This window comes from Pseudoalteromonas sp. 0303, assembly GCF_013349995.1.
GTDB lineage: Bacteria > Pseudomonadota > Gammaproteobacteria > Enterobacterales > Alteromonadaceae > Pseudoalteromonas.
The window spans coordinates 132056-157660 of the sequence record NZ_JABVXF010000004.1; the positions used below are offsets into that span (position 1 = coordinate 132056).

The 25605-nt window shown below is 42.8% G+C and carries 25 protein-coding genes and 1 pseudogene; 6 read left to right on the top strand and 20 right to left on the bottom strand.

Annotated elements, in window-relative coordinates; genetic code table 11:
• Positions 1-73 precede the first annotated feature (73 nt).
• Genes ftsZ through mraZ form a run of 15 tightly spaced genes read right to left on the bottom strand, consistent with a single transcriptional unit; the run spans position 74 to position 16788 of the window.
• Positions 74-1321: a cell division protein FtsZ gene (gene ftsZ, locus HUS62_RS04720; protein WP_175078695.1), complete on the bottom strand. Its 1248-nt coding sequence runs from the start codon at positions 1319-1321 to the stop codon at positions 74-76.
• Between the two features lie 21 nt (positions 1322-1342).
• Positions 1343-2575, bottom strand: coding sequence for a cell division protein FtsA (gene ftsA, locus HUS62_RS04725; RefSeq protein ID WP_054552726.1), 1233 nt, complete (start codon positions 2573-2575; stop codon positions 1343-1345).
• Positions 2572-3351, bottom strand: coding sequence for a cell division protein FtsQ/DivIB (locus HUS62_RS04730; RefSeq protein ID WP_054561046.1), 780 nt, complete (start codon positions 3349-3351; stop codon positions 2572-2574). Before HUS62_RS04730 ends, ftsA begins: the two co-directional genes overlap by 4 nt.
• A 1-nt stretch (position 3352) precedes the next feature.
• Positions 3353-4273 (bottom strand): D-alanine--D-alanine ligase, encoded by a 921-nt coding sequence (locus HUS62_RS04735; RefSeq protein WP_054561047.1) that lies wholly within the window; start codon positions 4271-4273, stop codon positions 3353-3355.
• Positions 4270-5706, bottom strand: a complete 1437-nt coding sequence (gene murC / locus HUS62_RS04740) for a UDP-N-acetylmuramate--L-alanine ligase (RefSeq protein WP_220094966.1) — start codon at positions 5704-5706, stop codon at positions 4270-4272. The genes HUS62_RS04735 and murC overlap by 4 nt, the downstream gene beginning before the upstream one ends.
• A 17-nt stretch (positions 5707-5723) precedes the next feature.
• Positions 5724-6797 (bottom strand): undecaprenyldiphospho-muramoylpentapeptide beta-N-acetylglucosaminyltransferase, encoded by a 1074-nt coding sequence (murG, locus tag HUS62_RS04745; protein ID WP_062566491.1) that lies wholly within the window; start codon positions 6795-6797, stop codon positions 5724-5726.
• A complete protein-coding gene (ftsW, locus tag HUS62_RS04750; protein ID WP_054561050.1) occupies positions 6794-7969 on the bottom strand; it encodes a cell division protein FtsW in 1176 nt (391 codons plus the stop codon). The genes murG and ftsW overlap by 4 nt, the downstream gene beginning before the upstream one ends.
• Positions 7966-9291, bottom strand: a complete 1326-nt coding sequence (gene murD, locus HUS62_RS04755) for a UDP-N-acetylmuramoyl-L-alanine--D-glutamate ligase (RefSeq protein WP_175078697.1) — start codon at positions 9289-9291, stop codon at positions 7966-7968. Before murD ends, ftsW begins: the two co-directional genes overlap by 4 nt.
• The gene (gene mraY, locus HUS62_RS04760) at positions 9292-10374 is read right to left on the bottom strand and encodes a phospho-N-acetylmuramoyl-pentapeptide-transferase (protein ID WP_054552733.1); all 1083 of its coding nucleotides are present in this window, start codon (positions 10372-10374) and stop codon (positions 9292-9294) included.
• Positions 10368-11756 (bottom strand): UDP-N-acetylmuramoyl-tripeptide--D-alanyl-D-alanine ligase, encoded by a 1389-nt coding sequence (murF, locus tag HUS62_RS04765; RefSeq protein WP_175078698.1) that lies wholly within the window; start codon positions 11754-11756, stop codon positions 10368-10370. Before murF ends, mraY begins: the two co-directional genes overlap by 7 nt.
• Positions 11753-13231, bottom strand: coding sequence for a UDP-N-acetylmuramoyl-L-alanyl-D-glutamate--2,6-diaminopimelate ligase (gene murE / locus HUS62_RS04770; protein WP_175078699.1), 1479 nt, complete (start codon positions 13229-13231; stop codon positions 11753-11755). Before murE ends, murF begins: the two co-directional genes overlap by 4 nt.
• Positions 13224-15041, bottom strand: a complete 1818-nt coding sequence (locus HUS62_RS04775; protein WP_175078700.1) for a penicillin-binding transpeptidase domain-containing protein — start codon at positions 15039-15041, stop codon at positions 13224-13226. Before HUS62_RS04775 ends, murE begins: the two co-directional genes overlap by 8 nt.
• On the bottom strand, positions 15038-15364 hold the full coding sequence (ftsL, locus tag HUS62_RS04780; RefSeq protein ID WP_175078701.1) for a cell division protein FtsL: 327 nt from the start codon (positions 15362-15364) through the stop codon (positions 15038-15040). The genes HUS62_RS04775 and ftsL overlap by 4 nt, the downstream gene beginning before the upstream one ends.
• Positions 15364-16299, bottom strand: coding sequence for a 16S rRNA (cytosine(1402)-N(4))-methyltransferase RsmH (gene rsmH, locus HUS62_RS04785; RefSeq protein ID WP_175078702.1), 936 nt, complete (start codon positions 16297-16299; stop codon positions 15364-15366). The genes ftsL and rsmH overlap by 1 nt, the downstream gene beginning before the upstream one ends.
• 30 nt (positions 16300-16329) lie before the next feature.
• Complete coding sequence (gene mraZ, locus HUS62_RS04790) at positions 16330-16788, bottom strand: division/cell wall cluster transcriptional repressor MraZ (RefSeq protein ID WP_054552739.1); 459 nt, start codon at positions 16786-16788, stop codon at positions 16330-16332.
• Between the two features lie 459 nt (positions 16789-17247).
• Between mraZ and HUS62_RS04795 the strand changes: the two genes are divergently transcribed.
• From HUS62_RS04795 to HUS62_RS04810, 4 genes are all read left to right on the top strand, one after another.
• Complete coding sequence (locus HUS62_RS04795) at positions 17248-17589, top strand: DUF883 domain-containing protein (protein ID WP_175078703.1); 342 nt, start codon at positions 17248-17250, stop codon at positions 17587-17589.
• Positions 17590-17594: 5 nt separating this feature from the next.
• Positions 17595-18041: a hypothetical protein gene (locus tag HUS62_RS04800; protein WP_175078704.1), complete on the top strand. Its 447-nt coding sequence runs from the start codon at positions 17595-17597 to the stop codon at positions 18039-18041.
• A complete protein-coding gene (locus HUS62_RS04805; protein WP_054561060.1) occupies positions 18041-18298 on the top strand; it encodes a hypothetical protein in 258 nt (85 codons plus the stop codon). Before HUS62_RS04800 ends, HUS62_RS04805 begins: the two co-directional genes overlap by 1 nt.
• 89 nt (positions 18299-18387) lie before the next feature.
• Positions 18388-18963: an AAA family ATPase gene (locus tag HUS62_RS04810; protein WP_175078705.1), complete on the top strand. Its 576-nt coding sequence runs from the start codon at positions 18388-18390 to the stop codon at positions 18961-18963.
• A gap of 40 nt (positions 18964-19003) precedes the next feature.
• On the opposite strand, the gene HUS62_RS04815 is transcribed toward HUS62_RS04810, so the two are convergent.
• From HUS62_RS04815 to HUS62_RS04825, 3 genes are all read right to left on the bottom strand, one after another.
• Positions 19004-19975: a glutathione S-transferase family protein gene (locus tag HUS62_RS04815; RefSeq protein ID WP_175078706.1), complete on the bottom strand. Its 972-nt coding sequence runs from the start codon at positions 19973-19975 to the stop codon at positions 19004-19006.
• Between the two features lie 9 nt (positions 19976-19984).
• Entirely contained in the window at positions 19985-20827 is an 843-nt protein-coding gene (locus HUS62_RS04820; RefSeq protein WP_175078707.1) for a pirin family protein, read from the bottom strand.
• Positions 20828-20915: 88 nt separating this feature from the next.
• Entirely contained in the window at positions 20916-21878 is a 963-nt protein-coding gene (locus HUS62_RS04825) for a YihY/virulence factor BrkB family protein (protein WP_175078708.1), read from the bottom strand.
• Positions 21879-22000: 122 nt separating this feature from the next.
• Here HUS62_RS04825 and HUS62_RS04830 point away from each other — a divergent pair, with 122 nt between their 5' ends.
• Positions 22001-23080, top strand: coding sequence for a mechanosensitive ion channel family protein (locus HUS62_RS04830; protein ID WP_175078709.1), 1080 nt, complete (start codon positions 22001-22003; stop codon positions 23078-23080).
• Positions 23081-23092: 12 nt separating this feature from the next.
• Here the strand turns inward: HUS62_RS04830 and tatA are convergent.
• Positions 23093-23250, bottom strand: a pseudogene (gene tatA, locus HUS62_RS04835) (twin-arginine translocase TatA/TatE family subunit).
• A gap of 68 nt (positions 23251-23318) precedes the next feature.
• Positions 23319-24083 (bottom strand): transcriptional repressor AgaR, encoded by a 765-nt coding sequence (gene agaR / locus HUS62_RS04840; RefSeq protein WP_175078710.1) that lies wholly within the window; start codon positions 24081-24083, stop codon positions 23319-23321.
• A 160-nt stretch (positions 24084-24243) separates the two neighbouring features.
• Between agaR and HUS62_RS04845 the strand changes: the two genes are divergently transcribed.
• Complete coding sequence (locus HUS62_RS04845; protein WP_220094960.1) at positions 24244-25575, top strand: sugar MFS transporter; 1332 nt, start codon at positions 24244-24246, stop codon at positions 25573-25575.
• The last annotated feature ends 30 nt before the right edge of the window (positions 25576-25605 follow it).

Here is a 25605-nt window from a genome sequence, read left to right on the forward strand (position 1 = left end):
GCGAATTGTATCATAAATACATCCAGCTGCCAATTTGTTTATTTATCGAACAAAATAACCAGTAAAAGTCTATTTAGTCAGCTTGCTTTCTAAGAAAAGCAGGGATATCGAAATAATCTCCCCCTTCTGACTTATCAGATTTTTTGCTGCTCTCAGTGCTGCTAGATACTGAGCTGCTCGTTGTACTTTGTTGTACTGGCTCTTGCTTTTCAGACGCAGATGATATGCTTACATCATCGCTGCTACCTTGACTTGCAAAGCTTGGTACATACATGCTGCTAGTTGTTTGGTTCATTGAGCTTTGTACATCAGAACCTGATGCTTTCTTAAAGCCATTATCAACAATACCAAACTGTGGACGACGATCACCACCTAAACCTGTTGCAACAACCGTTACACGTAACTCGTCGCTCATTTCAGGGTCAATTACCGCACCCACAACCACTGTTGCGTTTTCTGACGCAAGTGCTTTAACGTGGTTACCAACAATTTCAAATTCTTCAATCGCAATATCCATACCTGCAGTGATATTAACTAGGATACCTTTAGCACCTGTTAAATCGACATCTTCAAGTAGTGGGCTTGAGATAGCCGCTTCTGCTGCTTCTTGCGCACGGTCAGGACCAGACGCAGATGCTGTGCCCATCATCGCAGTACCCATCGCTGACATAACAGTACGTACGTCGGCGAAATCCACGTTGATTAGACCTGAACGTGTGATTAGCTCTGCAATACCTTGTACCGCACCAAATAACACGTCATTCGCTTTTGCGAAGGCATCTAATAGTGTAGTGCCTTTGCCTAAAACTTTAAGCAATTTATTGTTCGGAATTGTAATAAGTGAGTCTACAGTTTCTGACAATTCATTAATGCCTTGTTCAGCAGCTGCAGCACGCTTTTTACCTTCAAAGTCAAACGGGCGCGTTACAACAGCAACCGTTAAAATGCCTAACTCTTTAGCAATTTTAGCAACCACTGGCGCAGCACCTGTACCAGTACCACCGCCCATACCAGCTGCGATGAACACCATGTCAGCGCCTTCAAGGCTGGCACGGATAGTCTCAGCATCTTCTTCAGCAGAGTTACGACCCACTTCAGGATTAGCACCCGCACCTAGACCAGAGGTGATTTGTGTACCTAGCTGTACAGTTACATCTGCTGATGAATTACGTAATGCTTGTGCATCCGTATTCGCAGCAATGAAACGTACGCCTTCAATTTGTTGTTTTACCATGTGCTCAACAGCGTTACCGCCGCCACCGCCCACGCCAATTACTTTAATGACAGCTTCTTCGCTGTGCTGTTCCATCATATCAAACATGTTTACTCTCCGACTTGAGTCTTAAAACTCACCTTGGAACCACTTAGTAATACGGTTCCACCAATTATTATCACCTTCAGCTTTCGACTTTTGTGCATTCATCGATTGCATTGTACGGCCGTATTGTAACAAACCAACCGCGGTCGCGTACGAAGGATCATCTACATAATCTGTCAAACCAACAATCCCGATTGGTTTGCCAATTCTGACTGGCATTTGGAAAATGTCTTCTGCCACTTCCATTGCACCCGTCATTTTTGCTGTTCCGCCAGTAATGACGAGACCTGCAGCAATTTGGTCTTCAAAACCTGAGCGGCGTATTTCTTCCATCGCCAACTCGAATAATTCTCTAAAACGTGGCTCAACAACCTCAGCTAAAGTATGGCGCGACATAATACGTGCAGGTCGGCCACCAACACTCGGTACTTCAATTGTGTCTTCGTTGCTTGCCATTTGGCTACTCGCACACGCATATTGTACTTTGAGTGACTCAGCATGTGATATAGGTGTTCTAAATATTTTTGCAATATCACCAGTCACTTGGTTACCCGCCACTGGAATAACCGCTGAATGACGAAGCGCACCATTAATATAAATGGTGATATCCATGGTGCCCCCACCGATATCTAACACGGCTACACCGAGCTCTTTTTCGTCATCTGTGAGTACTGAATAACATGATGCCAGTGCAGTAAAGATCAACTGATCCACTTCAAGGCCACAACGCTCAACACATTTCTCGATATTCTTTGCCATATCGTTTGAGCAAGTAATGATGTGCGCGCGAGCTTCCATACGCACCCCGCTCATGCCAAGTGGGTTTTTAATCCCTTCTTGCATATCGATGCTGTATTCTTGTGGCAATGCATGGAGCATTTTTCGTTCTGCCGAAATAGGCACTGAACGAGCTATGTGAATGACATTTTCAATATCTTCGTCAGTCACTTCCGTGTTGTTAATTGCCACGACACCGCTTTCATTTTGGCACTGGATATGTTTACCAGAAATACCTAAATAAACAGAGCTAATACGACAATCAGCCATCAACTCTGCTTCATCTATAGCTCGACGAATCGATTCAGAAACAAGGTTAAGGTCGTTAACGCCGCCTTTATCCATACCATGCGATACTTGGCTGCCAACACCCACAATGCTTAGTTTGTTATCTGCGGTGATTTCACCAACGGTGGCCACAACTTTCGATGTGCCAACGTCTAATCCAATCACTAGGTTTCTTTCTGCTGACTTGGTCATGCCTTACTCTTATTTTCTAATTGTTCTTCTTGCACTGGCTTCCAGCTCACTGCAAGACCGGTATCATACCGTAAATCAACAACATCGATTTGTGCATCTGCACGTTGTTCCATGCGCGGATACACGTCAATAAAACGCTGTACACGCTTTGCTTTTTCTTTGCGGCCTAAGTTCAGGCGAATGCCGTTATCAAGCCATAACTGCCACGAAAAGCGCTCAGAAAGCGCTAAACTGGTCAGCTCTAAGTTATTCACTTTGAGCATTTCTTGAAATTGACTAAAAGCAGTCCACGCCTCGATTTCACTGCCTTCTGGACCATATAGCTGTGGCAAGCTTGTAGGTAATTTATCACTACTTGCTTGGAAAACTTCGCCAGCTTGGTTTAACAGTAAATCACTGTTCCAATGCGCTACAGCTTGATGCTCAACAACATATACTTGCAAGGTATCTGGCCATTGCTTTCTGACCGATGCCGTTGCCACCCAAGGCAAGCCTTGTACTAAGCGTTGCACATGTTTTACGTCTAATTCAAAAAAACTCGATAAGTCGGCTTTTTTTATTGCACCAATAATTGCTTTCTCATCAGTATATTGGGGTTGCCCAAGTACTGATAGGTGCTTTATTTGTGCGTCTTTGTTCTCTACCAACCAATCTGAGACGCCTGTAGTGATTTTTACTAATGCAAAAATCACTACTAGAAAAAAGCTCACACCAAAAATCAACGACCAATTTAGCTGCTGTTTTAATTGTTGTGCTTTTTCTAAAAAAGGATGCATATTAAAGGGTTTGCTCCAAAATGCGAACAACTAATTGCTCAAAGCTTGCACCATTAGCTTTTGCTGCCATTGGTACTAAAGACTTTTCTGTCATGCCTGGTACCGTATTTACTTCTAATAAGTAAAAGTTACCTTGCTGATCACGCATCGCATCAACACGACCCCAACCACTTGCACCGACTAAATCAAACGCTTTTAATGCCATATCTTGCAACAATTCAGTTTCTTGCACAGATATATCTGCAGGGCAATGATACTGAGTTGTATTCGATTGATACTTAGCTTGATAGTCATAAAAACCATTTGGCGTCGTCATCTCAATGACAGGCTGAACATCTTGCCCTAGCACAGCAACAGTAAATTCACGGCCAGTGATCCATTGCTCAACAAGCACTTGGCTATCAAACTTAAATGCAGCATTAAGCGCAGCATCGAGTTGCTCCGCACTGTTTGCTTCTGCCATTCCAATGCTTGAACCTTCATGTGACGGTTTCACCATCACTTTACCAAATTCATTAATAATCGCTTGGCTATCAAACTCATGGCGGCTATCAACAACAGCATAAGGTGCTGTGCTCAGCCCCATTGCTTTAAATAAATGCTTACAACGTACTTTATCCATCGCAAGCGCAGAACCTAAAACATCACTGCCTGTATATGGAATACCCATAAACTCAAGTGCACCTTGAATAGTGCCATCTTCACCACCACGACCATGAAGGGCAATGAATACACGTTCAATGTTTAATTCTTTTAATTGCCATAACGGCTGATCTTTCGGATCAAAAGCAATGGCATCAACGCCAGCACTTTGCAAAGCATTCAATACAGCTTGGCCTGATTTAAGAGATACTTCTCTTTCGGCAGATGTGCCGCCGAAAAGTACCGCTACTTTGCCAAATTTGTCACTTAACTGGCTCATACGTTTACCTGCTTTAGTTGTTCAATAGACAACTCGGTTGCTGCTAACTTTTTCACTAACTGGCCTATGTTACCAGCGCCTTGTGTTAAAACTAAGTCATTATCTTGCAGTGTATTTGCTAGGACACCGGCAAGCTCAGAGCTACTAGCAACATGCAGCGGCTCTTTACCACGTTGGCGTAAACTACGACATAAACTCTTGCTGTCAGCTCCCACGATTGGCTCTTCGCCCGCTGAATACACATCTAGCAGTAATAACTGATCAACATCAGCCAGTACTTTGACAAAGTCTTCGTATAAATCACGGGTTCGACTATAGCGATGCGGCTGATAAATCATCACTAAACGTTTATCTGGCCAACCTTCACGAACCGCCGCAATCGTCGCCGCAACTTCTGATGGGTGATGACCATAATCATCAACTAACATCACATTGCCGCGCTCATTTTCAAAGCTTCCGTAATGCTGAAAACGACGGCCCACCCCTTCAAATTTTGTTAACGCTTCTAAAATTGCATGGTTAGCGATGTTTTGATCTTTAGCGACCGCAATCGCTGCAGTCGCGTTAAGCGCATTGTGCTTACCCGGCATATTAAGCGTAACTGCTAGGCTTTCACCTTGCTTATTCACAACATTAAATGAACAAGTATTTGCTGTTTGGCTAAAATCAACCATACGGTAATCAGCTTCAGCCGACTCACCATAGGTAATAACAGGACGCCCAAAGCGAGGGATCAGCTCTGCCGCAACCTCAGAATCAATACACACTACAGCTAAACCATAAAACGGTAAGTTATGAATGAAATCAACATACGTGTCTTTCATTTTTTCTAAGCTACCGCCGTACGTATCCATGTGATCTTCTTCAATATTCGTGATCACCGATACCATAGGCTGTAAATGTAAGAATGACGCATCGCTCTCATCAGCTTCTGCAATTAAAAAGTCACTTTTACCAACCTTGGCATTACTCCCAGCACTGTTTAGCAAGCCACCAATAATAAAGGTTGGATCAAGGCCTGCTTGTGCATAAATGCTCGCGATTAAACTCGTGGTTGTTGTTTTACCATGAGTGCCTGCCACTGCAATACCGTGGCGAAAACGCATTAATTCAGCCAACATTTCTGCGCGGCGAACAATTGGAATACGCGCCGCTTTTGCTGCTTTAATCTCAGGGTTTTGCTCGTTAATCGCACTTGATACCACCACCACGCTGGCATCTTTTACATTGTTCTCATCATGACCAATAAATACTTCTGCACCCACTTTAATTAAGCGCTCAGTCATCGCACTGTGCGCAATGTCTGAACCTGTGATGCGGTAGCCTTCAAAAGCAAGTACTTCGGCAATACCACCCATGCCTGCGCCACCAATACCCACAAAGTGGATAGTGTCGATACGACGCATCGCAGGACGAGTGTTGTTTTCTTTCATCGTGCTTTCTTTCACTACTAATCTCTTCTATCTGCTAGTTGCTCACAGCGTTTTGCAACATTGGCTGTGGCATCTAAAATAGCAAGCTGTTTTGCTTTACTTGCCATTGTTGAAATTTTTTCTGGTGCATTTACGTAAGGCGTTAATAACTCAACAACTGCCGCTTGGTTAAACTCACTTTGCTGCATAATCAACGCTGCTTGCTCAGTCACTAAATACTTTGCATTGGCAGTTTGATGGTCATCTACAGCATGCGGAAAAGGCACAAATAAGGCCATTCTTCCTGCTGCCGCAATCTCACTCACCGTTAACGCACCAGCACGGCAAATTACCAAATCGGCCCATTGATATGCACTATCCATATCATCAATAAATTCAGCGACTTTACTATTTTCAGTTAACCCTAACTGTTGATAGCTGGCAGTCACATTCGGTTCATTATTTTTACCCGTTTGGTGCCATATATTAAGCGTTGTTAGCGCTGAAAGTTCACTGAATACAGCAGGTAAAGTCTCATTTAGTACCTGTGCACCAAGTGAACCGCCTACCACCAGCACATTAATTGGTGTCGTTGTTTGCTTAGCAGTGACATTAGCGACACTTGCTCTGACTGGGTTACCCACTACTTCACATTGTTCTTTTGCAAAAGCCGATGGAAAAGCTGCCAGCACTTTGTTGGCAAACTTCGCTAGCCAGCGGTTACTCATGCCTGCAACAGCATTTTGCTCATGAATAACCAAAGGAATTCCTAAGCTCTTTGCTGCAATGCCAGTAGGTCCGGTCACATAGCCCCCCATAGCAAGAACAACATCAGGCTTTTGAGCTTTTAAAATTTTACGTGCTTGAAAAATCGCATTCATCACCATAAAAGGTGCTTTAATCAGGCGTTTAATTCCATTTCCGCGTACACCTTTCACATTGATAAAATCAATCTCAATGTTGTGCTTAGGTACTACCGTTGCTTCCATTCTATCAGGCGTGCCAATCCAGCTAACTTGCCAGCCTTGCTGTTTTAAAAAGTCAGCAACTGCAATACCTGGAAAAATATGGCCACCGGTACCACCTGCAACAACAAGTAATTTTTTACTCATCGCTTACCTCCACGTGAGGTTGCCTGCTTAGTCGCCATCTTTGTTTCAAAATCTATTCGCAAAAGTACACCTGTTGCTATGGTCATAATTAATAAGCTAGAACCACCGTACGAAATAAACGGTAGTGTTAAGCCTTTGGTTGGCAAAATACCTGCACTTGCACCAACATTTACCATGGTTTGAAACGCAAACCAGATACCAATAGCAAAGGCAAAATAGCCTTCGTACTCTTTGCCACATTGCAGCGCTTTTTGGCCAATTAACAAGGCTCTGAATACGAATACAGCAAGCACAATCAAAATACTAAATACGCCAAAAAAGCCGAGCTCTTCACCAATCACTGCAAATATAAAGTCATTATGTGCTTCGGGCAGGTATTGCAGTTTTTGTACGCTATTGCCTAAGCCTTGACCAAACCAACCACCTTGGCTGTACGCCATTAGCGATTGTACTAACTGATAACCTTTACCGAATGGATCTTCCCACGGTTCTAAAAAGCCTGTAACACGAGCCATACGATATGGTTCAGCGATAATTAGCACCACCACTGCAGCAATACCCGTTAAGATAAGGCCAAAAAACTGCCATAACTTAGCACCCGCTAAAAATAACAAACCAACTGTCGTCACAAACAATACAACCACTGTACCTAAGTCTGGCTGCATCAAAATCAAAAACGCATACACACCAAATACAGCTAATGGCTTAAAGAAACCTTTTAAGTTCTCTTGTACTTCTTCACGTTTACGCACTAAGTAACCAGCAATGTAGCTAAAGAAATACAATTTGGCGGCCTCAGCAACTTGAAAGCCCACTGGGCCAATAGGTATCCAACGCTTTGCACCGTTCACTTCACGGCCAACAATCAGCACCAAAACCAGCAAACCTAAACCCAGCAACAATAAATAGGCGTTACTGCGCTTCCACCAATCCATAGGCACGTTAGTGGCAATCCAAAATAAGAAAAAGCCCATAATTAAGAACATGCCATGGCGAATGATAATGTGATACGGATTATCAAATAATCGCTCTGCTGTTGGCATAGAGGCACTGGTTACCATCACAAAGCCAACGCCAATCAACATCAACATGCAATACAATAACGGCACATCATAAAGTTGCGGCGATTGTTTTGGTGTTAATGCTTCACGGATGTCAGCAAATGCAATCATACTGCCTCCGCCAATACGCACTGCGCAAAGTCATCACCACGTTGCATATAATTGTTATACATATCAATGCTGGCACATGCAGGTGCTAATAAAACGATATCGCCACTGCTGCTTAACTGTTTTGCTAGTTGCACAGCTTCATGCATGTTGGTGGTTAGGTGACCTTTTTCAGTCAGAGCCACTAACGCTTTAGCATCTTTACCAAAACAAACAAGCGCTTTTACTTTGTTGTTTAAGTATGGCTTTAAGGCATCTAAATCAGCCCCTTTTGCATCACCACCGGCAATCACAACTAGTTGCTTAGCTTGATCAGCTAAGCTTTCAATCGCAGCGATAGTTGCACCTACATTGGTCGCTTTTGAATCGTTAAAGTATTTTACTTCATTAATTTCAGCAACAAACTGACAACGGTGTGCAAGCCCAGTAAAAGCACTAAACGCTTGCTGGTAATGCTCTTTAGCAATATCAAACGGGCTCAGTAATGCCATCACCGCTAAGGCGTTTTGTTGATTGTGTGAGCCAACAACATTTAAGCAGCTTGCTGGTAATACTGGCTTACCGTGTGCTGCAAAGTATTGCTCACCTTGATGTTCAACCAAGGCAAAATCTGCATTAGCGAGCGCAAAGCTCACTTGGGGCTGCTTTGCAGTATGCGTTGCCACATCAATGGCATTAACTACCGCAAGCTCAGAGCCGTTATAAATACTTTGCTTAGAGTCAATGTATGCTTGGTAGCTTGGATAACGATCGAGGTGATCTTCACTCACATTCAATACACAGGCACTTTTTGCTTTTAAGCTGTGTGTAGTATCAAGTTGAAAACTCGACAGCTCAAGTACATACACATCATAGTCTTGCGATAGTAAATCAAGTACCGCAGTACCAATGTTGCCACCGAGGCCAACTTTATAACCAGCCGCTTTAAGTACTTCAAACGCCAATGTAACTACAGTCGACTTACCATTTGAACCAGTCACCGCAACAATTGGTTTATCGGTTAATCGGGCAAAAAGCTCAACGTCACCAATCACTTCAACACCAGCATCAATCGCTTTTGCTACTGCAGGTGTCGCGAGGCTTAGACCTGGGCTGATGATAATAATGTCATTGCTGGCTAAGTCTGCCTGCTCTAAATCACCAAAGTGAATCGTTAACTCACTGGCATGCTCATTTAGCCAATCAGCACCCGGCGGCGCTGTGCGGCTATCAACAACAATTGGCTTAATATTCTGAGACAATAAAAAACGCACAATGCCCAGACCGGTTACACCGAGTCCGAGCACTGAAATTTGTTTGTTTTTAATCTCGTTAATAACTGTCATTTACCTGATCTTTAATGTCGCAAGGCCAGCAAGTACTAGCACGATTGAAATAATCCAAAAGCGCACAATTACGCGCGGCTCAGGCCAACCCTTTAATTCATAATGGTGGTGAATAGGCGCCATTCTAAAAATACGTTGACCACGTAATTTGTAAGAGCCCACTTGTAAAATCACCGACAATGCTTCCATTACGAACACACCACCCATGATAATAAGTACCAGTTCCTGACGAACCAGCACCGCAATAATACCCAAAGCACCACCGAGTGCTAATGAGCCTACATCACCCATAAATACCTGTGCTGGGTAGGTGTTAAACCATAAGAAACCAAGTCCAGCTCCCACAATTGCTGTACACACAACCACAAGCTCACTGGCGAGTGGCAAATGCGGAATATGTAGGTAGCTTGAGAAATTAACGTTACCTGTTAAATAAGCAATAATGGCAAGCGCTGCCGCCACTAAAATGGTTGGCACAATCGCTAAACCATCAAGGCCATCTGTTAGGTTTACCGCGTTCGACGTACCTACAATTACAAAGTAAGTCATCACGATATAAAACAATCCTAGCTGTGGTAACACGTCTTTGAAAAACGGCACAACTAATGAGGTTTCGCTGCCTTGCTGTGAGGTAAAATAAAGTGCACTGGCAACCACTAACGCAATCACTGATTGCCAAAAGTATTTCCACTTAGCGATTAAGCCTTTAGGGTCTTTGCGGATCACTTTACGGTAGTCATCAATAAAACCAACTACACCTAACGAGCCCACAACAAATAAGGTTGCCCAAACATATTTATTTGAAAGGTCTGCCCACAGTAATGTGCTGGTAAAAATCGCTCCTAAAATCAAAATACCGCCCATAGTTGGCGTGCCTTTTTTAGATAGGTGTGACTCTGGACCATCGTGACGAACCACCTGACCAATCTGCATTTTTTGTAATGCACGAATTAGTTTAGGGCCAAAATAAAGTGAGATAAGTAGTGCTGTTAAAATACCTAAAATCGCGCGCAGCGTTAGGTAAGAAAAAACATTAAAACCACTGTAATACTGTGTTAAATACTCGGCCAGCCAAACTAACATGACGATACTCCATTGTTGCCATTTTGCTGGCTATTTACTAAATCTGTGACCACAAGCTCCATACGAGAACTGCGCGAACCTTTTACAACAACTGTGGTTTTTTGCGTCGATTGAGCAAGTTCATTTTGTAATTGTTGTAATAATTGTTCACGGCTTGAGAAGTGGCGGTTTGGCTTTTCAAATACATCACTGGCTGATTTACTTAGTACACCTAGGCTATAAAGTTCATCAATGCCTTTTTGCTGTGCATATTCACCGACTTGTTGATGATAAAAACGCGCTTCTTCACCAAGCTCGCCCATATCACCTAACGCAAAAATACGACGCCCCGGCATATCACTTAATAAATCAATTGCCGCTTTAACGGATTGCACATTCGCGTTGTAGGTATCATCAATAACCGTCAATGTGTCTGACACTTTAAGGACGTTTACACGACCTTTAACTTCACCCATGGTTGCCAGCGCTGATGCAACACTTTCGAGGCTTACACCCAGCTCAGTGGTTAACGCGGTGGCTATTAATGCATTTGCAATATTATGTTTGCCCGGTAATGCCAGTGTGACAGGTACTTTTTTATCTTTATTACAAAGCACAAAAGAAGCACGGGCTTGCTCATCAAGCACCACACCTTCTGCCCAATAATCTAATTGTTGGCTAGTAGAAAAACGTTTTACGTTGCGATCAGTTAATTTATCAAGCCAAAAATCGGCATAATCACTGTCGCAATTAACTACGGCAACACCATCAGGCTTTAAGCCGTCATAGATTTCGCCTTTGGCCGTTGCTACACCTTGTAGTGAGCCAAAGCCTTCTAAGTGAGAAGCTGCAACATTACATACCACAGCAACATCAGGTTTCGTCATTGCTACTGTGTATGCAATTTCACCAATGTGGTTTGCACCTAATTCAATCACCGCATATTGGTGTTGTGGTTCAAGGCGTAATAACGTTAGGGGTACACCAATGTCATTATTAAAGTTGCCTTTTGTTGCCAGTACTTCACCATGGCCAGATAAAATCGCCGCGCACATTTCTTTAACGGTCGTTTTACCCACGCTACCTGTGATAGCAATTGTTTTTGGTGCAACCTGTGCCATCACAGCTGCGCCAATTTGGCCAAGCGCAATACGTGTGTCACTGACCACAAACTGCACAATATCGACATTAACAGGACGCGCTACAATGGCAGCTATCGCGCCTTTTTCTTTTGCTTGCGTAACAAATTTATGACCATCAAAATTAGGCCCTTGTAGCGCTAAAAACACTTCACCATCGCACAAAGTACGGGTGTCTGTGTTAATATTTTTTACCGTTTGATTACCACCTTGGTAATCGGTTGCTAGAACTTTAGCTAGCCAATCAAAATCCATAGGGATCATAACTGCGCCCCTTGCGATTTTTCATTTAATTGTTGTTGTACATATTGACGATCGCAGAAGTCGATTCGTTGGTCGCCAATAATTTGATAATCTTCGTGGCCTTTGCCCGCAATTAGAATGACATCATCAGCCTCCGCTTGCGCAATGGCATAACTAATAGCCAGCGCGCGGTCTGCTTCACAATGTGCACGTTCAGGCTGCTCAAGCCCCGCAACCACATCAGCAATAATTGTGTCGGGGTCTTCACTTCTTGGGTTATCGCTGGTGACAATAATATGGTCTGCATTACCTTCAGCAGCTTTTGCCATCATCGGGCGCTTGCCTTTATCACGGTCACCACCACAGCCAAACACACAGCTGACGCCACCTGGAACATGTTTTTGCAATGCTTGTAATGCCAGAGCTAACGCGTCAGGTGTATGAGCATAGTCAACAATACAAGTCGGTTGACCTGGCGCACTAAATGCCTGCATGCGCCCAGCAACAGGCTGCAATGATTTACACCCTTCAACGAGTAAATCAAGTGGGTAACCCATACCTAATAAAGTGGCCATTGCAGCAGCTAAATTATATAAGTTGAATTCGCCAAACAGTGTGCAATTAACTTCAGCCTGCCCCCAACTGGTATCGAACTTCGCCGATATACCGGTATTATCATATGTTACATCGCTGAAATACACAAAGCGTGCATTTTCAGGTGTTAGGTTTTTATGGCCGTAACAAATTAGGTTATTGAAGTCGTATTTTTCTAACCACGCTTCAACTTGAGCATCATCTTGATTAAGCACCACAAGCTCAGGCATATGGTCACGCATTAACATCAACTTTGCATTGCCGTAAGCATCCATAGTGCCATGATAATCTAAGTGGTCACGAGACAGGTTGGTAAATACTGCCGCTTTAAATTTACACTGTTCTACACGTTGCTGTACTAAGCCATGAGAAGAGACTTCCATTGCCACAACATCATGCTGCTCTGCTACAAGTTCAGATAAAATACGCTGTAAATCAACGCTCGATGGTGTGGTGTTTGCAAGCTCAGTCAGGTTATCTGGGTGCCCATAACCGAGCGTACCAATCACAGCCGAACGTTTATGACAATGCTGTGCTAAATGCGCGATCATCGCTGTGGTCGTTGACTTGCCATTGGTGCCTGTCACACCCACTAAATCCAACTGTTTTGATGGTTGCTGGTAAAAAGCAGCTGCAAGTGCAGGCAGCTTTTTCGCTAAATCGGTTACTAAATAAAGTGGTTCAAACTCACTTTCGAACTCACATAAACGGTCAGCAATAACTGCCACCGCACCATTTTCAATGGCTTTTTCAATAAACTGTCCACCATCAAGCTGATGACCTTTTATAGCGACAAACACATCGCCAGCTTTTACATCTCGACTATCAAGACGTAGTTGATTGACCACTAAACTATTGGCCTCAACATCAATATGATTAAGAATCGGTTTTAAATCACGCATCGTTATCTTTGCCTTCTACGTACGCAACCGCATCTTTGTCCGGTGCTACGTTTAGAATTCTTAAGGCATTGGAGACAATCTCTGCAAATGCAGGACCTGCCGTCGCACCGCCGTAATAAACATCTCCACCCGGTTCATTAATCAATACAACTACCGCCAAGCGTGGGTTGCTTGCAGGTGCGATACCAGCAAAATAACCAACGTATTCGTCACCGTAACCACCTACCGCGGCTTTTTTAGAGGTACCTGTTTTACCTGCAGCACGATAACCATCAACGTGAACTTTTTGTGCAGTTCCACCTTTCTCAAACACGCTTTCCATCATGTGAACAACAGCTTCAACATCTTTTTGTTGAAAAACGCGTTCGCCTTCAGGTACCGACTCTTGCTTCAGCACAGTTAATGGGCGCATAACACCGCCAGAACCTAACATGGCATAAAATCGCGCCATTTGTGCGGTGCTAACAGCGAGATTATAGCCAAATGATAGTGCAGCAATTTCATGATCTGACCAGCGGCGATTTGGGTAAAATAAACCACTGCTTTCACCAACCATGCCCGTGCCACTATCACTACCAAAACCAACTTTTTCATAAAGACTTACAAAGTAGTCTTTTGGTAGCTCTTGGCTCACTTTTGTAACACCCATATTACTGGAATACTTTAAGATCTCTCTTAACGTCATCTCACCATGGTTACGAGTATCTTGCACAAGGCTTCCGCCTACTCGCATCCAGCCTGGGTATGTATCAACAATAGAATCCGGTTGAATTGTGCCGTAGTCTAAACCAGCTAAAATGGCTAGCGGCTTAACAGTTGAGCCAGGCTCAAATAAATCAGTAATTGCACGGTTACGACGCTTATGTGGTGCGGCATCATTAAGGTTGTTTGGGTTAAACGATGGGCTATTTACCATGGCTAACACTTCACCGGTTTTAACATCCACAACCATAGCTGAACCTGAGGTCGCTTTGTACGATAGCACCGCTGATTTCACCGCTTTATATGCAATTGCTTGAATACGTTGGTCGATACTTAAATGAATATTCTCTGGCTCTACACGTTCTCTTTCATCAAGTACTTCTACTTCACGACCTTGAGCATCTTTTCGGATAGTACGTTGCCCTTCTACACCGGTTAACGATTTCTCATATAGCTTTTCAATGCCTTCAATACCATGACCATCAATATTAGTGAAGCCAATAACATGAGCAGTTACTTCACCTGCTGGGTAATAACGTTTTGATTCATCGAGCAAATGGATGCCTGGTAAGCGAAGATCACCAATGTAGTTAGCTACAGCAGGAGTAACCTGACGTTTTAAATAAACAAACCGACGCTTTGGGTTGTCACGAAGGCGAGAGTTAATTTTACTAGGGTCGATACGCAGCACATCGGCAAGCTCACGCCAACGAATATCGTTATTGTAGTAAGTGGCAATACGTTTATTTAATTCAGCGGTGTTTTCAGCAAGCGCTTGTTGATCCTCGCCGTTTTTACGGGCCTGACGTAGTACCTTGCTGATCAGTGATTTATGTAGCGCTTTAGGATCGGCATACACACTCACCACAGGCACACTGACTGCCAACTCTTTACCATTGCGATCGAAGATCATGCCACGCTGTACATGTTGTTTTTCAACTCGCACAGTACGTTTATCACTTTCTGAGCGCGCTTTGTCTGGCTCAATCACTTGTAAAAATGCGGCTCGCGCAACCAGCGACATGAATACTAAGAACACCACCGAGCACACCAGCGAAAAACGCCATGTGATTAAGGTGTTCGTTGGCTTTTTCCCTCTGCTTCTCATTGCAGTACCACCACCTGTTCATCTTTACTAGTTGGTCGTTTCATTTCTAATTGCATGGTTGCCACTTCTTCAATGCGCGCATGCTGAGAATAAAACTCTTCTTCTACAAGCAAGTAACGCCACTCAAGATCGAGTTCATCACGCTCTTGCAATAATTTATCTTGTTCTATCAATTGTTGACGCGCTAGATGCGTCACTTGAACCACACTCAAGCTTGAAGCCAGAATCACAACCAACAAGGCCAAGGTCAGCTTATTAGCTCCTAGGCCTTTAAAAATCTCTACAAATAAATTAGGTTGGCGATGTGTCGCTTTGGCTTTCATTACAACCTCTGAGCAACCCTTAACACCGAACTACGTGAACGCGGATTTGCTTCTATTTCCGCCTTACTCGGCTTAATGGCTTTACCCACTGCCTTTAACGTCAGGTTTTTATTTATTTGTGCGTCAGTCAAAGGCAGACCTCTGGGTATCGCCTCTCCCTTACTCTGTTTTTTTATAAACTGCTTAACAATGCGATCTTCTAACGAGTGGAACGAAATAACGACTAGGCGCCCACCTGGTTTTAAAACGTCAACAGCGGCTTGCAATGCAGTTTGAATTTCTTCAAGTTCACTGTTGATATAAATACGGATCGCTTGGAATGTACGTGTAGCCGGGTGTTTGTGTTTATCTTTCACTGGCACCGCTTCATCGACCAAGTCAGCAAGCTGCTTAGTGCTTGTGATTGCAGTGTGCTCACGTGTTTCAATTATTTTATGAGCGATACGGCGACCAAACTTTTCTTCGCCGTAGGTTTTAATCACATGGGTAATATCTTCAAGTTCAGCTTCAGCTAGCCATTGTGCAGCACTGCGACCACAGGTTGGGTCCATGCGCATATCAAGCGGGCCATCTTTCATAAAGCTAAAACCGCGTTCAGCATCATCAAGCTGTGGCGAAGAAACACCGATATCTAACAAAATACCGTCAACTTTACCGATTAAATCGTTATCTTCAGCAACTGTTTTAAGGTTTGAAAAACGAGTGTGGGCAATCGAAAAACGTGCATCATCTGCGAATTTCTCGGCAGCTTTAATAGCTTGTGGATCTTGGTCAATTGCTTGTAAGCGACCTTCCTCACCTAAACGCGCAAGAATTTGTCCAGAGTGCCCACCGCGACCAAATGTGCCATCCATGTAAATGCCTTCGGGTTTAATATCCAAAGCATCTATGGTTTCGTCCATCAGTACAGAGACATGTTCAAATTGCGCTGTCATTAGCTATTTTTTGCCTTTTTATTATTGTGGTTAGAGTGAGAAATTATCGAACTCAGGATTCGCCTCAAAATCGCCTAGGCGTTCAATTTCAGTATCTTGGCGCATTTGTTCATGCCAACGATCTTCATCCCAAATTTCAAACTTGTTCATCAAGCCAACCAACATGATTTTTTTTCCAAGTTCTGCATGTGCGCGTAACGACGGCGCCAGCAAAATTCGGCCATTTTTATCTAGTTGATACTCTGTAGCGTTACCGAGCAGCATACGTTGCATACGGCGAGCGCGTGGATTCATGTTCGAAATCTTTAATAATCGTTCTTCAATTTCGAGCCATTCTGCTAGCGGGTATAACCACAAACAAGGTTCATTTAAGGCCACAGTGCAGATAACCGTTCCCTGATCTTCAGACAAGATCGCATCTCGGTACTTAGTCGGTACCGCAAAGCGTCCTTTATCATCCAAACTCAGAGAGCTCGCACCCCGAAACATAACTTGCCTTAAAAATAGGTTGTTAATCGTTAATGATTATTTCCGATCCAGTTTGATCCACTAAAAACCACTTTTTACCACAGTGCTCCAGTTTAGGGCTTGACAAGCCATTTTGTCAAGTAAGCAGATCATCATAAGCGCCTTGTGAAGCCAGAAAAAATAAGGCCTCAAGCAAAGCCTATGAATTACGTGGGAAAAAGTGGAAAACATCGAAAAAAAATATTTTTTCAATTTTCTTGGCGATGTATTAGGGAAAATGGTTAATGAATAACCAATGAATAATTACAAAATTATCGAATGTTGTAATTTTTACTTAATCACCCTGCAAGAGTTACGGGAAACCTCTAATTATCGCCATTTAAATATATCTAACACATTGAAATTTAATGATTTCACCATTTGGTATGAAGGTTGCGATAGGTTAGCTACCAATTAAATGGCAATTTTTAAGGAATGATTATGACTACCGCAACTTCAAAATCGAACTCAAGCACACAAACTAATAGCAGTGCAAACTCGAACGCGGCTCAAGTAGAGGCGCCATTCACAGAAAAAGCAACTGAAGCAGCACATCACGCTGTTGATGCACTTTCAACTCGTGCAGCAAGTGCTGAACATAGTGTTCGCCAAGGCGCATCGAGCTCTGCTCAAACGCTTTCTGAAAAGCAAGCTGTAGCACGCGCTAAAATTAATGAGTACAGTGGTAAAACTCGTAAGCTTGCATCAGAAAACCCACTTGCAACAGCAGGTATTGCCTTTGCTGCAGGCATGTTAGTAACTGCTCTTATTCGTCGTAAGTAATTGTTATGCAGTCTTCTCAATCTACAGATGAGAAAACGCAAGATGCCACTGAACAGCCGTTAAACGCTGATCAGTGGCAAGATCATCTTGCTAAATTATCTGATTACGGCAAACAGCTATACATTGACTACCGCAAACAAACTGGAACTTGCAAACAACTTGCAGCTGCTGAGTGGCGCTTATCAACACGCTCACTCGCCTTAACGATAATCTTACTCGTCTGTTTTGCAGGCGGCTTGGTGCTACTTTGGGCTGGTCTACTTGCTACTGTCGGTATCGCAATATTTAGCTTTAGCCAATCATTGTGGTTAGCCGCTATTTCACTGATTGCATTACAACTGCTATGCCTTGCATGGCTTTGGAAAAATATTGGTTATGTAAGTAGTAAGATAGGCTTTGATCACACGCTAAAAAGCGTTCGTCAATTATTTAATATTAATAAGGATAAATGATGTTAATTGATTATTTTATTAATAAACCACAGCACAGAGTGACTGAACTAAGCCAACAAATGGATCTACAAGATGAGCTTAAACGTCAACACCATCAAGCATTCAAATACCGTTTAAAACGCTTTGCAGTAAGTAAAGTAGGTATTGCCAGTGCCTTCACTGCGGGAATGGGCTACGAAGCACTTAATAACTCAGACCACAAAGACGGTAAATTGAAACAAGTCAGCCGCTTCAGCTGGTTACTGCGTTTGTTGTGATCTTTATCATGTAATGTTTGCTTTTTACTTCTCTTTGCCAGCTGTTTTCATTACCTTAAACACAAACGAGCAATTTGTGAGAATGTAAGGTGAAAAAAAGGATTGTATTAACAGGCGGCCCTGGCGGTGGTAAAACAACAGCCATCGATTTATTAAGACGTGAGTTTTCAAAACAAATTGTCGTGGTGCCAGAGTCTGCGACCATGCTGTTCAGCGGTGGTATAGAACGTGGTGATGCACCTCACCTTATAAAAGCTCACCAACAAGCTATCTTCAGCTTACAAAAACACCTTGAACATATTCAGCGAACCATGCACCCAGAACGATTAATGCTTTGCGATCGTGGTAGTTTAGATGGGCTTGCCTATTGGCCCGGTGAGCAAGATGAGTTTTTTCAGTGTTTAAACACCAGCCTAGAAATCGAACTTAACCAGTATGATGCAGTGATCTTTTTTGAAACAGCTGCTAAGTCTGGGCAAAGTATTCATTCTAATAACCCTGTAAGAAACGAATCTGATCAGCAAGCTATTTTGCTTGATGACAAACTACAAGCTGTTTGGTCACAGCACCCTAATTTTAATTTAGTGAAAAGTTCAGAGTCATTTATTCAAAAGGTGATGTTTGGCATCGACACTATCCGCAAGGTCATGGATAGTTATAACTAACAGCTTAATAAGTCATTAAACTGTTAGTTATCAGAGTCTATTAACCACGATTATGTGGTCGAGCGTAGTCTATATCAGGCCCTTTTGGCACAACTTGAGTTGGGTTGATCATGGTGTGGCTAAAATAGTAATGACGTTTTATATGATAAAAATCAACGGTCTTACTTACACCTTCAATTTGATATAACTCACGTAAATAGTTGCTGATCGCCGGATAGCTCTCAATAGTACGCAAATTACATTTAAAGTGGCCCACATAAACACTGTCGAAGCGAATTAAAGTGGTAAATAAACGCCAGTCGGCCTCTGTCAGTGTCTCACCCACTAAATAACGATTAGCTGTTAAGCGTTGCTCAATCTTATCTAGAGCGGCAAAGAGATCATCAAAGGCTTCCGTGTAAGCTTCTTGCGTTGTCGCAAAGCCTGCACGATACACCCCATTATTAATGTTGTGATAAACAAACTCATTAACTTCATCAATTTCAGAACGTAACAATTGCGGATAAAAGTCGCGTTCATTACCTGTTAGGGCATTAAACGCGCAATTAAACATTCTGATAATTTCAGCAGATTCGTTGCTAACAATACGCTGCGTTTTTTTATCCCAAAGCACGGGAACCGTAACACGACCTGAATAATCGGCTTTGTTACGCGTATAAATCTGATGCATAAATTCGCTATCGAAAAGTGCATCACCGGTGCTGTGATTGTCTTTATCAAAGGTCCAGCCATGCTCTAGCATGTCAGGACTTACAACCGACACACTGATATAATCTTCAAGGCCTTTTAAATGGCGGAAAATCAAAGTGCGATGAGCCCAAGGGCAAGCTAAAGAGACATAAAGATGGTAACGATCTTTCTCAGCTTTAAAGCCCGCATCACCACTTTGCCCTGCACTGCCATCTTCGGTAACCCAGTTACGTAACTGGGCTGCCTCACGTTTGAACTCACCTTGATTGTTATCGGTGTCGTACCATTTATCTTGCCATTGACCATTTACTAGTAATCCCACAATAACCTCCTATAGTGTGCCAAATTTACCTAGCTGATAGTCACGCACTGCTTGCTGTAACTCAGCTTGGGTTGTCATTACAAACGGGCCCATATGAGCGATTGGTTGCTTAAGTGGCTCACCGGCTAGAATTAACGCCCCTGCACCAGTTTGCGAGTTAAACTCAATGTTGCTGCCAGGCTCTAAAATCAATAAGCTGCCGGCTTTAACTGGGCCGCCCTGTTCAGTATGAATTTCTCCAGTATGGATATAAATCATCACCTTAGTTTGCGCTAATGGAGCATGGTAAAACTGCGTACCAGCCGGTAAAGTTACATCGGCAAGCATGCCATCAGCGGCAAGGTCTTGTAGGCTAGAGTCCTGCTTTTCACCGGCAAACTGCCAGCTTCCTGCCAACGCTTTAAGCTCAACACCTTGCTCATTTTGAGTCATTGGTGCTGGCGCTTCAGTGGTATCTTGATAACGTGGTGCTCTTAGCTTCTCAGCACTTGGCATATTGAGCCAAATCTGAAAGCCGTGCATGCCTTCTTTGGCATCTGCTAATGGCATTTCACTGTGGATCACACCAAAACCGGTACTCATCCACTGCACATCACCAGCGCGAATCGCTTTTTTGTTACCCATTTGATCTTGGTGCTCAAAGCCACCTTTAATAATATAAGTAAAGGTTTCAATACCACGGTGAGGATGCGCAGGAAAGCCGCCCATAAAATCACTGTGATCATCTGACTTAAGCTCATCGATCATTAAAAAAGGGTCTAAATACTTGCCATCAAAGCCAGGAATACGACTGATGTTTACGCCGTCACCATCTTGTGTGGCATGGCTATTTAATTGTTGAATCACTTTCATAACTTTACTCCCGTAAATTGTATGAAATGATTGTAGGCGCTAATTTAACTAACAACCATGAGTAAAATTAGCGCTAATCATTCTATTTTTAAGAATGCTCATTTTGTTGTCTGGTTAATCTATCAGCCACTGTAGCACCCCGCTCTCCAACTTCTTTCTCTGGCCCTATGGTGCTATCGACTAAAGTTTGTTGTTCAGCACTAGCATTAATGGCCGCACCAAAAATGATGATGTATGCGCTGATATAAAGCCACATCAACATGATCACCACGCCACCTAACGAACCATAAGTTTCGTTATAACTCGCAAATTGCGATACATAATATGAAAAACCGATTGATGCGATGATCCACATTAACGTGGCAAGTATTGAACCTGGGGTGATCCAGCGCCACTTAGCGGGCGTTCTATGCGGTGCATAGCGATATAAAAATGCTAACGCGCAATTAAAAATAATGGCTAATAGCGGCCAAGTAACAAGCTTAATCATTAAATCAATGAGCTCTGTTAGACCAACTAAATTTAGCACTATCGGTAAAATACCAATGATCAATAACGCCACCAGCGCAACCACAATAGCACCTAGCGAAAATAAAAAACGCACCACTAAAGCCATAAAAAACTGGCGCTTGTTACGCTGATGGTAGGTAATATTACAGGCAGTGATGAGTGCTTGGCAGCCTTTACTACTACTCCAAACTGTTAATAACAAGGTCCCTATGGCGCTGACACTTAATACCTTTTGTGATTGCTGAGTGATGCCACTTACTTGCAGCAAAATAATGTCGCGGCTACTTGCAGGTAAAATGGCAATCACTTTATCAAGCTGCTCATAAATATCGGTTGGCGAAGCAAAATAAGCATACACAGAGACTATGGCCGCCAGCGCAGGGAAAATCGCCAACAAGGCATAAAACGCCACACCTGCCGCCACGAAAGATAAATTGTCTTGTGATAGGTTGTGATAAACCCGCTTACTGATATCCCACCAACCGCGAATTGGGATCTCCATCGGTGAGCGAGCGTGGTAACCACGATTGTCCTTACTCATAAACGACCTAAAAAATTGCTTTAATCACTCTCAAGCTGCAAACAACTTGCCAGTAATAATGGCGTCTGAATTGCATTAAGCTATGCTTATAAAAACAGTATAAGGGTCCATGGAGCGGTGCGATGAATTATTATTTACTTATTAAAAATCAATTGGCTAGTTTGTTTACACCGACAGTTTCAGTAACATCGCAAGCAATCCCTGCGAGCTTATCTTGGCAAGACTTAAACTCTCAAATTACGCAGTTTTTACATACTACATGGCAAATGTTACCTGCACTGACACTCGGTATTGTAGCCATCATTGTTTGCTACTTATTAGCCCGCCCTTTATCGTATTTATTAATCAAACCGCTTGGTTTTGTCAGTGAAAGTAAACTTTTGCATGTGGTGACTAGGCGCTTTTTTAGCATCATTATCATCTTGTTTGGCGTGTACTTATTTTTGCGTCTTGCAGGGCTTACCAGTTTTGCCGTGGCGATTATGAGTGGGACTGGCTTAGTCGGGCTTATTTTAGGTTTTGCTTTTCGCGATATCGCCGAAAACTTTATTTCAAGTATGCTGCTTAGTGTGCAGCGCCCTTTTCGTATTGACGATGTTATCGAAGTTGATAGTCGTTTAGGGGTAGTTAAAAAAGTTACGGCTCGCGCCACCACCTTGGTGGATTTTGATGGTAATCACATTCAAATTCCCAATGCGACCGTCTATAAAAACGTCATTAAAAACCTCACTGCAAATCCTAAAATGCGAGGTCACTTTAACGTTGGCATTGGCTACGATAATGACATTCGCTACGCCCAACAATTAGCAATGAAGGTGGTTAATCAAAACCCTGCTGTTATTAGTGATCCACCAAGCCAAGTGTTAATTGATTCATTAGGCTCAGCGACTTTAAATCTAACCATTTATTTTTGGGTTAATAGCCGCGAGCACAGCACCGTCAAAGTAGCCTCACAATTAATGCGAGAATTGGTCAATACCTATTTAGCAGAGCAAATCAGCATGCCTGATGATGCTCGCGAGCGAATTATTTTAAATAGCGAGAACGATACCGAGCAGCTAAACAATAATGTAAGCGCAGAGCCAAAAACGGCAAAATCACTCGACGACCATAGCCTTGATGACGTTAGCAGTGATGCCGATGATATTCGCGAACAAGCCGATCAATCTCGCGATCCTGAGCAAGGTAGCAATATAATTTAAAGTACTTAAGAGCTAGGTTTCATCATTGGGTTTATCTTGCATAGCGCGTTTAAACCCTTTGACTGACGTCCCTAAATCGCCACCTATTCGGGATAAATTTTTTTTGTGCCAAATAACAGCACCACAATTGCAGCAATAATGGCTAATTGCCAAACACTAATTCCTGCCATAACAACCTCTTTTTAAAATAAAAAAGACGGCAAAAGCCACCTATTCTCAATTCTATTTAACTAGAGAGTTAAACAGTAATCACTTCGATACCTAAGCTCGTTAATGATTCAACGAACTCTGCTGGCATATTTTTGTCGGTGACCAGAACATCGATTGATTTAAGCGGCAATACATTATACAAAGCACGCTTACCAAATTTACTTGAATCAGTAACTGCAATGACTTTATCTGCGCGGGTGCACATGGTGCGATTCAGCATTGCCTCGGGCTCATAATGAGTGGTGATCCCTGCTTCTGAGTCGATACCATCAACCCCTAAAATAACCTTTTTAAAGTTATATTTACTAAGTGCTTGCTCGACTTCATTAGAGTAGAAAGACATTGATTTCTTTCGCAATTGCCCACCCAGCATAAACACACTCGCATCTTCAATATCAGCCAGTACATGGGCAATATTAAGGCCGTTTGTCATCACTGTGAGGCCCTGCTTATTGGTTAATGCTTTGGCTACTTCTTCTGTGGTGGTGCCAGAATCAATAATTAAAGAGTCGCCATCATCAACCAAACTTGCCACAGCTTTCGCTAATAACACTTTCACAGCGTAGTTTTCGTTATGCTTATCTTTTACCGAAAGCTCTTTTGCCAATTTATCGCAGGCAATTGCCCCACCACGAGAACGGACAACTAAGCCTCGTTTACCGAGCTCGTTAAGATCATGGCGAATGGTAACCTCCGAAATATCAAAGGTCTTTGCAAGATCTTTAACATTTACTTTGCCATTTTCCTCAGTCATCAGGACGATTTTTTGTCTTCTTTCTATTGTGGTTAGCATAGCTGGCCTGTTGTTTTAATAGCTGCTTTCAAGTTTGTAGTTCAATATTACACAATTTACAGTTTTAAAGCCAAATTTAGTTTCGAAATAAAATAAAACTTTCAAAACTTACGAACTTTGTTTTATGATTATTTCACAACAAACTTCTTTGGTGACAAAAATGACAACACAAAGCTCACTGTTAGAGCAAACAGAACACACCAATCGCACGCAATTACTACCTATGATGATCATAGGTGGCTTGTTTTTCTTATTTGGTTTTATAACCTGGCTTAACGGCTCCTTGATCCCATTTTTACAAATGGTCTGCGATCTCAACCATATTGAAGCTTACATGGTGACACTGGTGTTTTATGTCGCCTATACCGTGATGGCACTGCCAAGCGCCAAGATTTTGCAAATCTTCAGTTATAAACATGGAATGTCGTTTGGTTTAGGTACCATGGCATTTGGTGCACTGTTGTTTATTCCTGCGGCACAAATTCAAGCGTATTGGTTATTTTTGGTTGCCTTATTTACGTTAGGTAGCGGCCTCACCTTATTACAAACCGCTGCGAATCCTTACATCGTGCTAATAGGCTCTAAAGACACGGCAGCCGTGCGCATTAGCATTATGGGTATTCTCAATAAGAGTGCTGGTGTGGTGGCTCCATTGCTCTTCTCAGCGATTGTATTTAGCGACATTGCCAACTTTAGCCCAGAAGCTCTGGCCCAATTAAACAGCATTCAAAAGCAATTACAGTTACAAGAACTGGCTAACCGTTTAATTACTCCTTACTTTGTAATGGCAATCGCATTAGCTATATTAGCGGCGTTAATCATGCTGGCTCCGCTACCAGATATTGAGCAACCAAAAACCAGCAACAACAGCGAGAGTAAATCAGTACTGCAATTTCCACACTTAGTTTTAGGCGTGATAGCCCTTTTCTTTTACATAGGTGCAGAAGTCATTGCTGGCGACACCATTGGCCTTTACGGCAAAGAGCAGGGGGTATTGCAGTTCGCAGAACTCACCTCTTACACCATGGGCTTTATGGTGCTGGGTTATGTTTTAGGTATCGTGTTAATTCCTCGCTTTTTTAGTCAGCAACAGGCGCTGATATTTTCTGCGTTAAGTGGTTGTGTGTTTTCACTTGGTATCATTTTGATAGAACCGCAACAAACTGCGATTGCAAACGTAGTGCTCTTTTGGCTTGCTGATAATAGTTTTCCAGATACCGTGTTATTTGTCGCATTACTTGGTTTATCGAATGCGCTGGTATGGCCGACCATTTGGCCTATGGCCCTTGCAAATCTTGGCGATAAAACCCAAACCGGCGCGGCATTACTGATTATGGGGATTTCAGGTGGCGCGCTATTGCCTTTGGTATACGGTGTATTTGCAGAATATACGGGCAATGCACAACAAGCTTACTATCTGTTGATCCCTTGCTATGCGTTTATTCTTTATTACGCACTGATTGGTCACAAACTAACAAGTTGGCGTAAGTAAAGACATGGGCAGGCTTAGTTGTTTTACTAT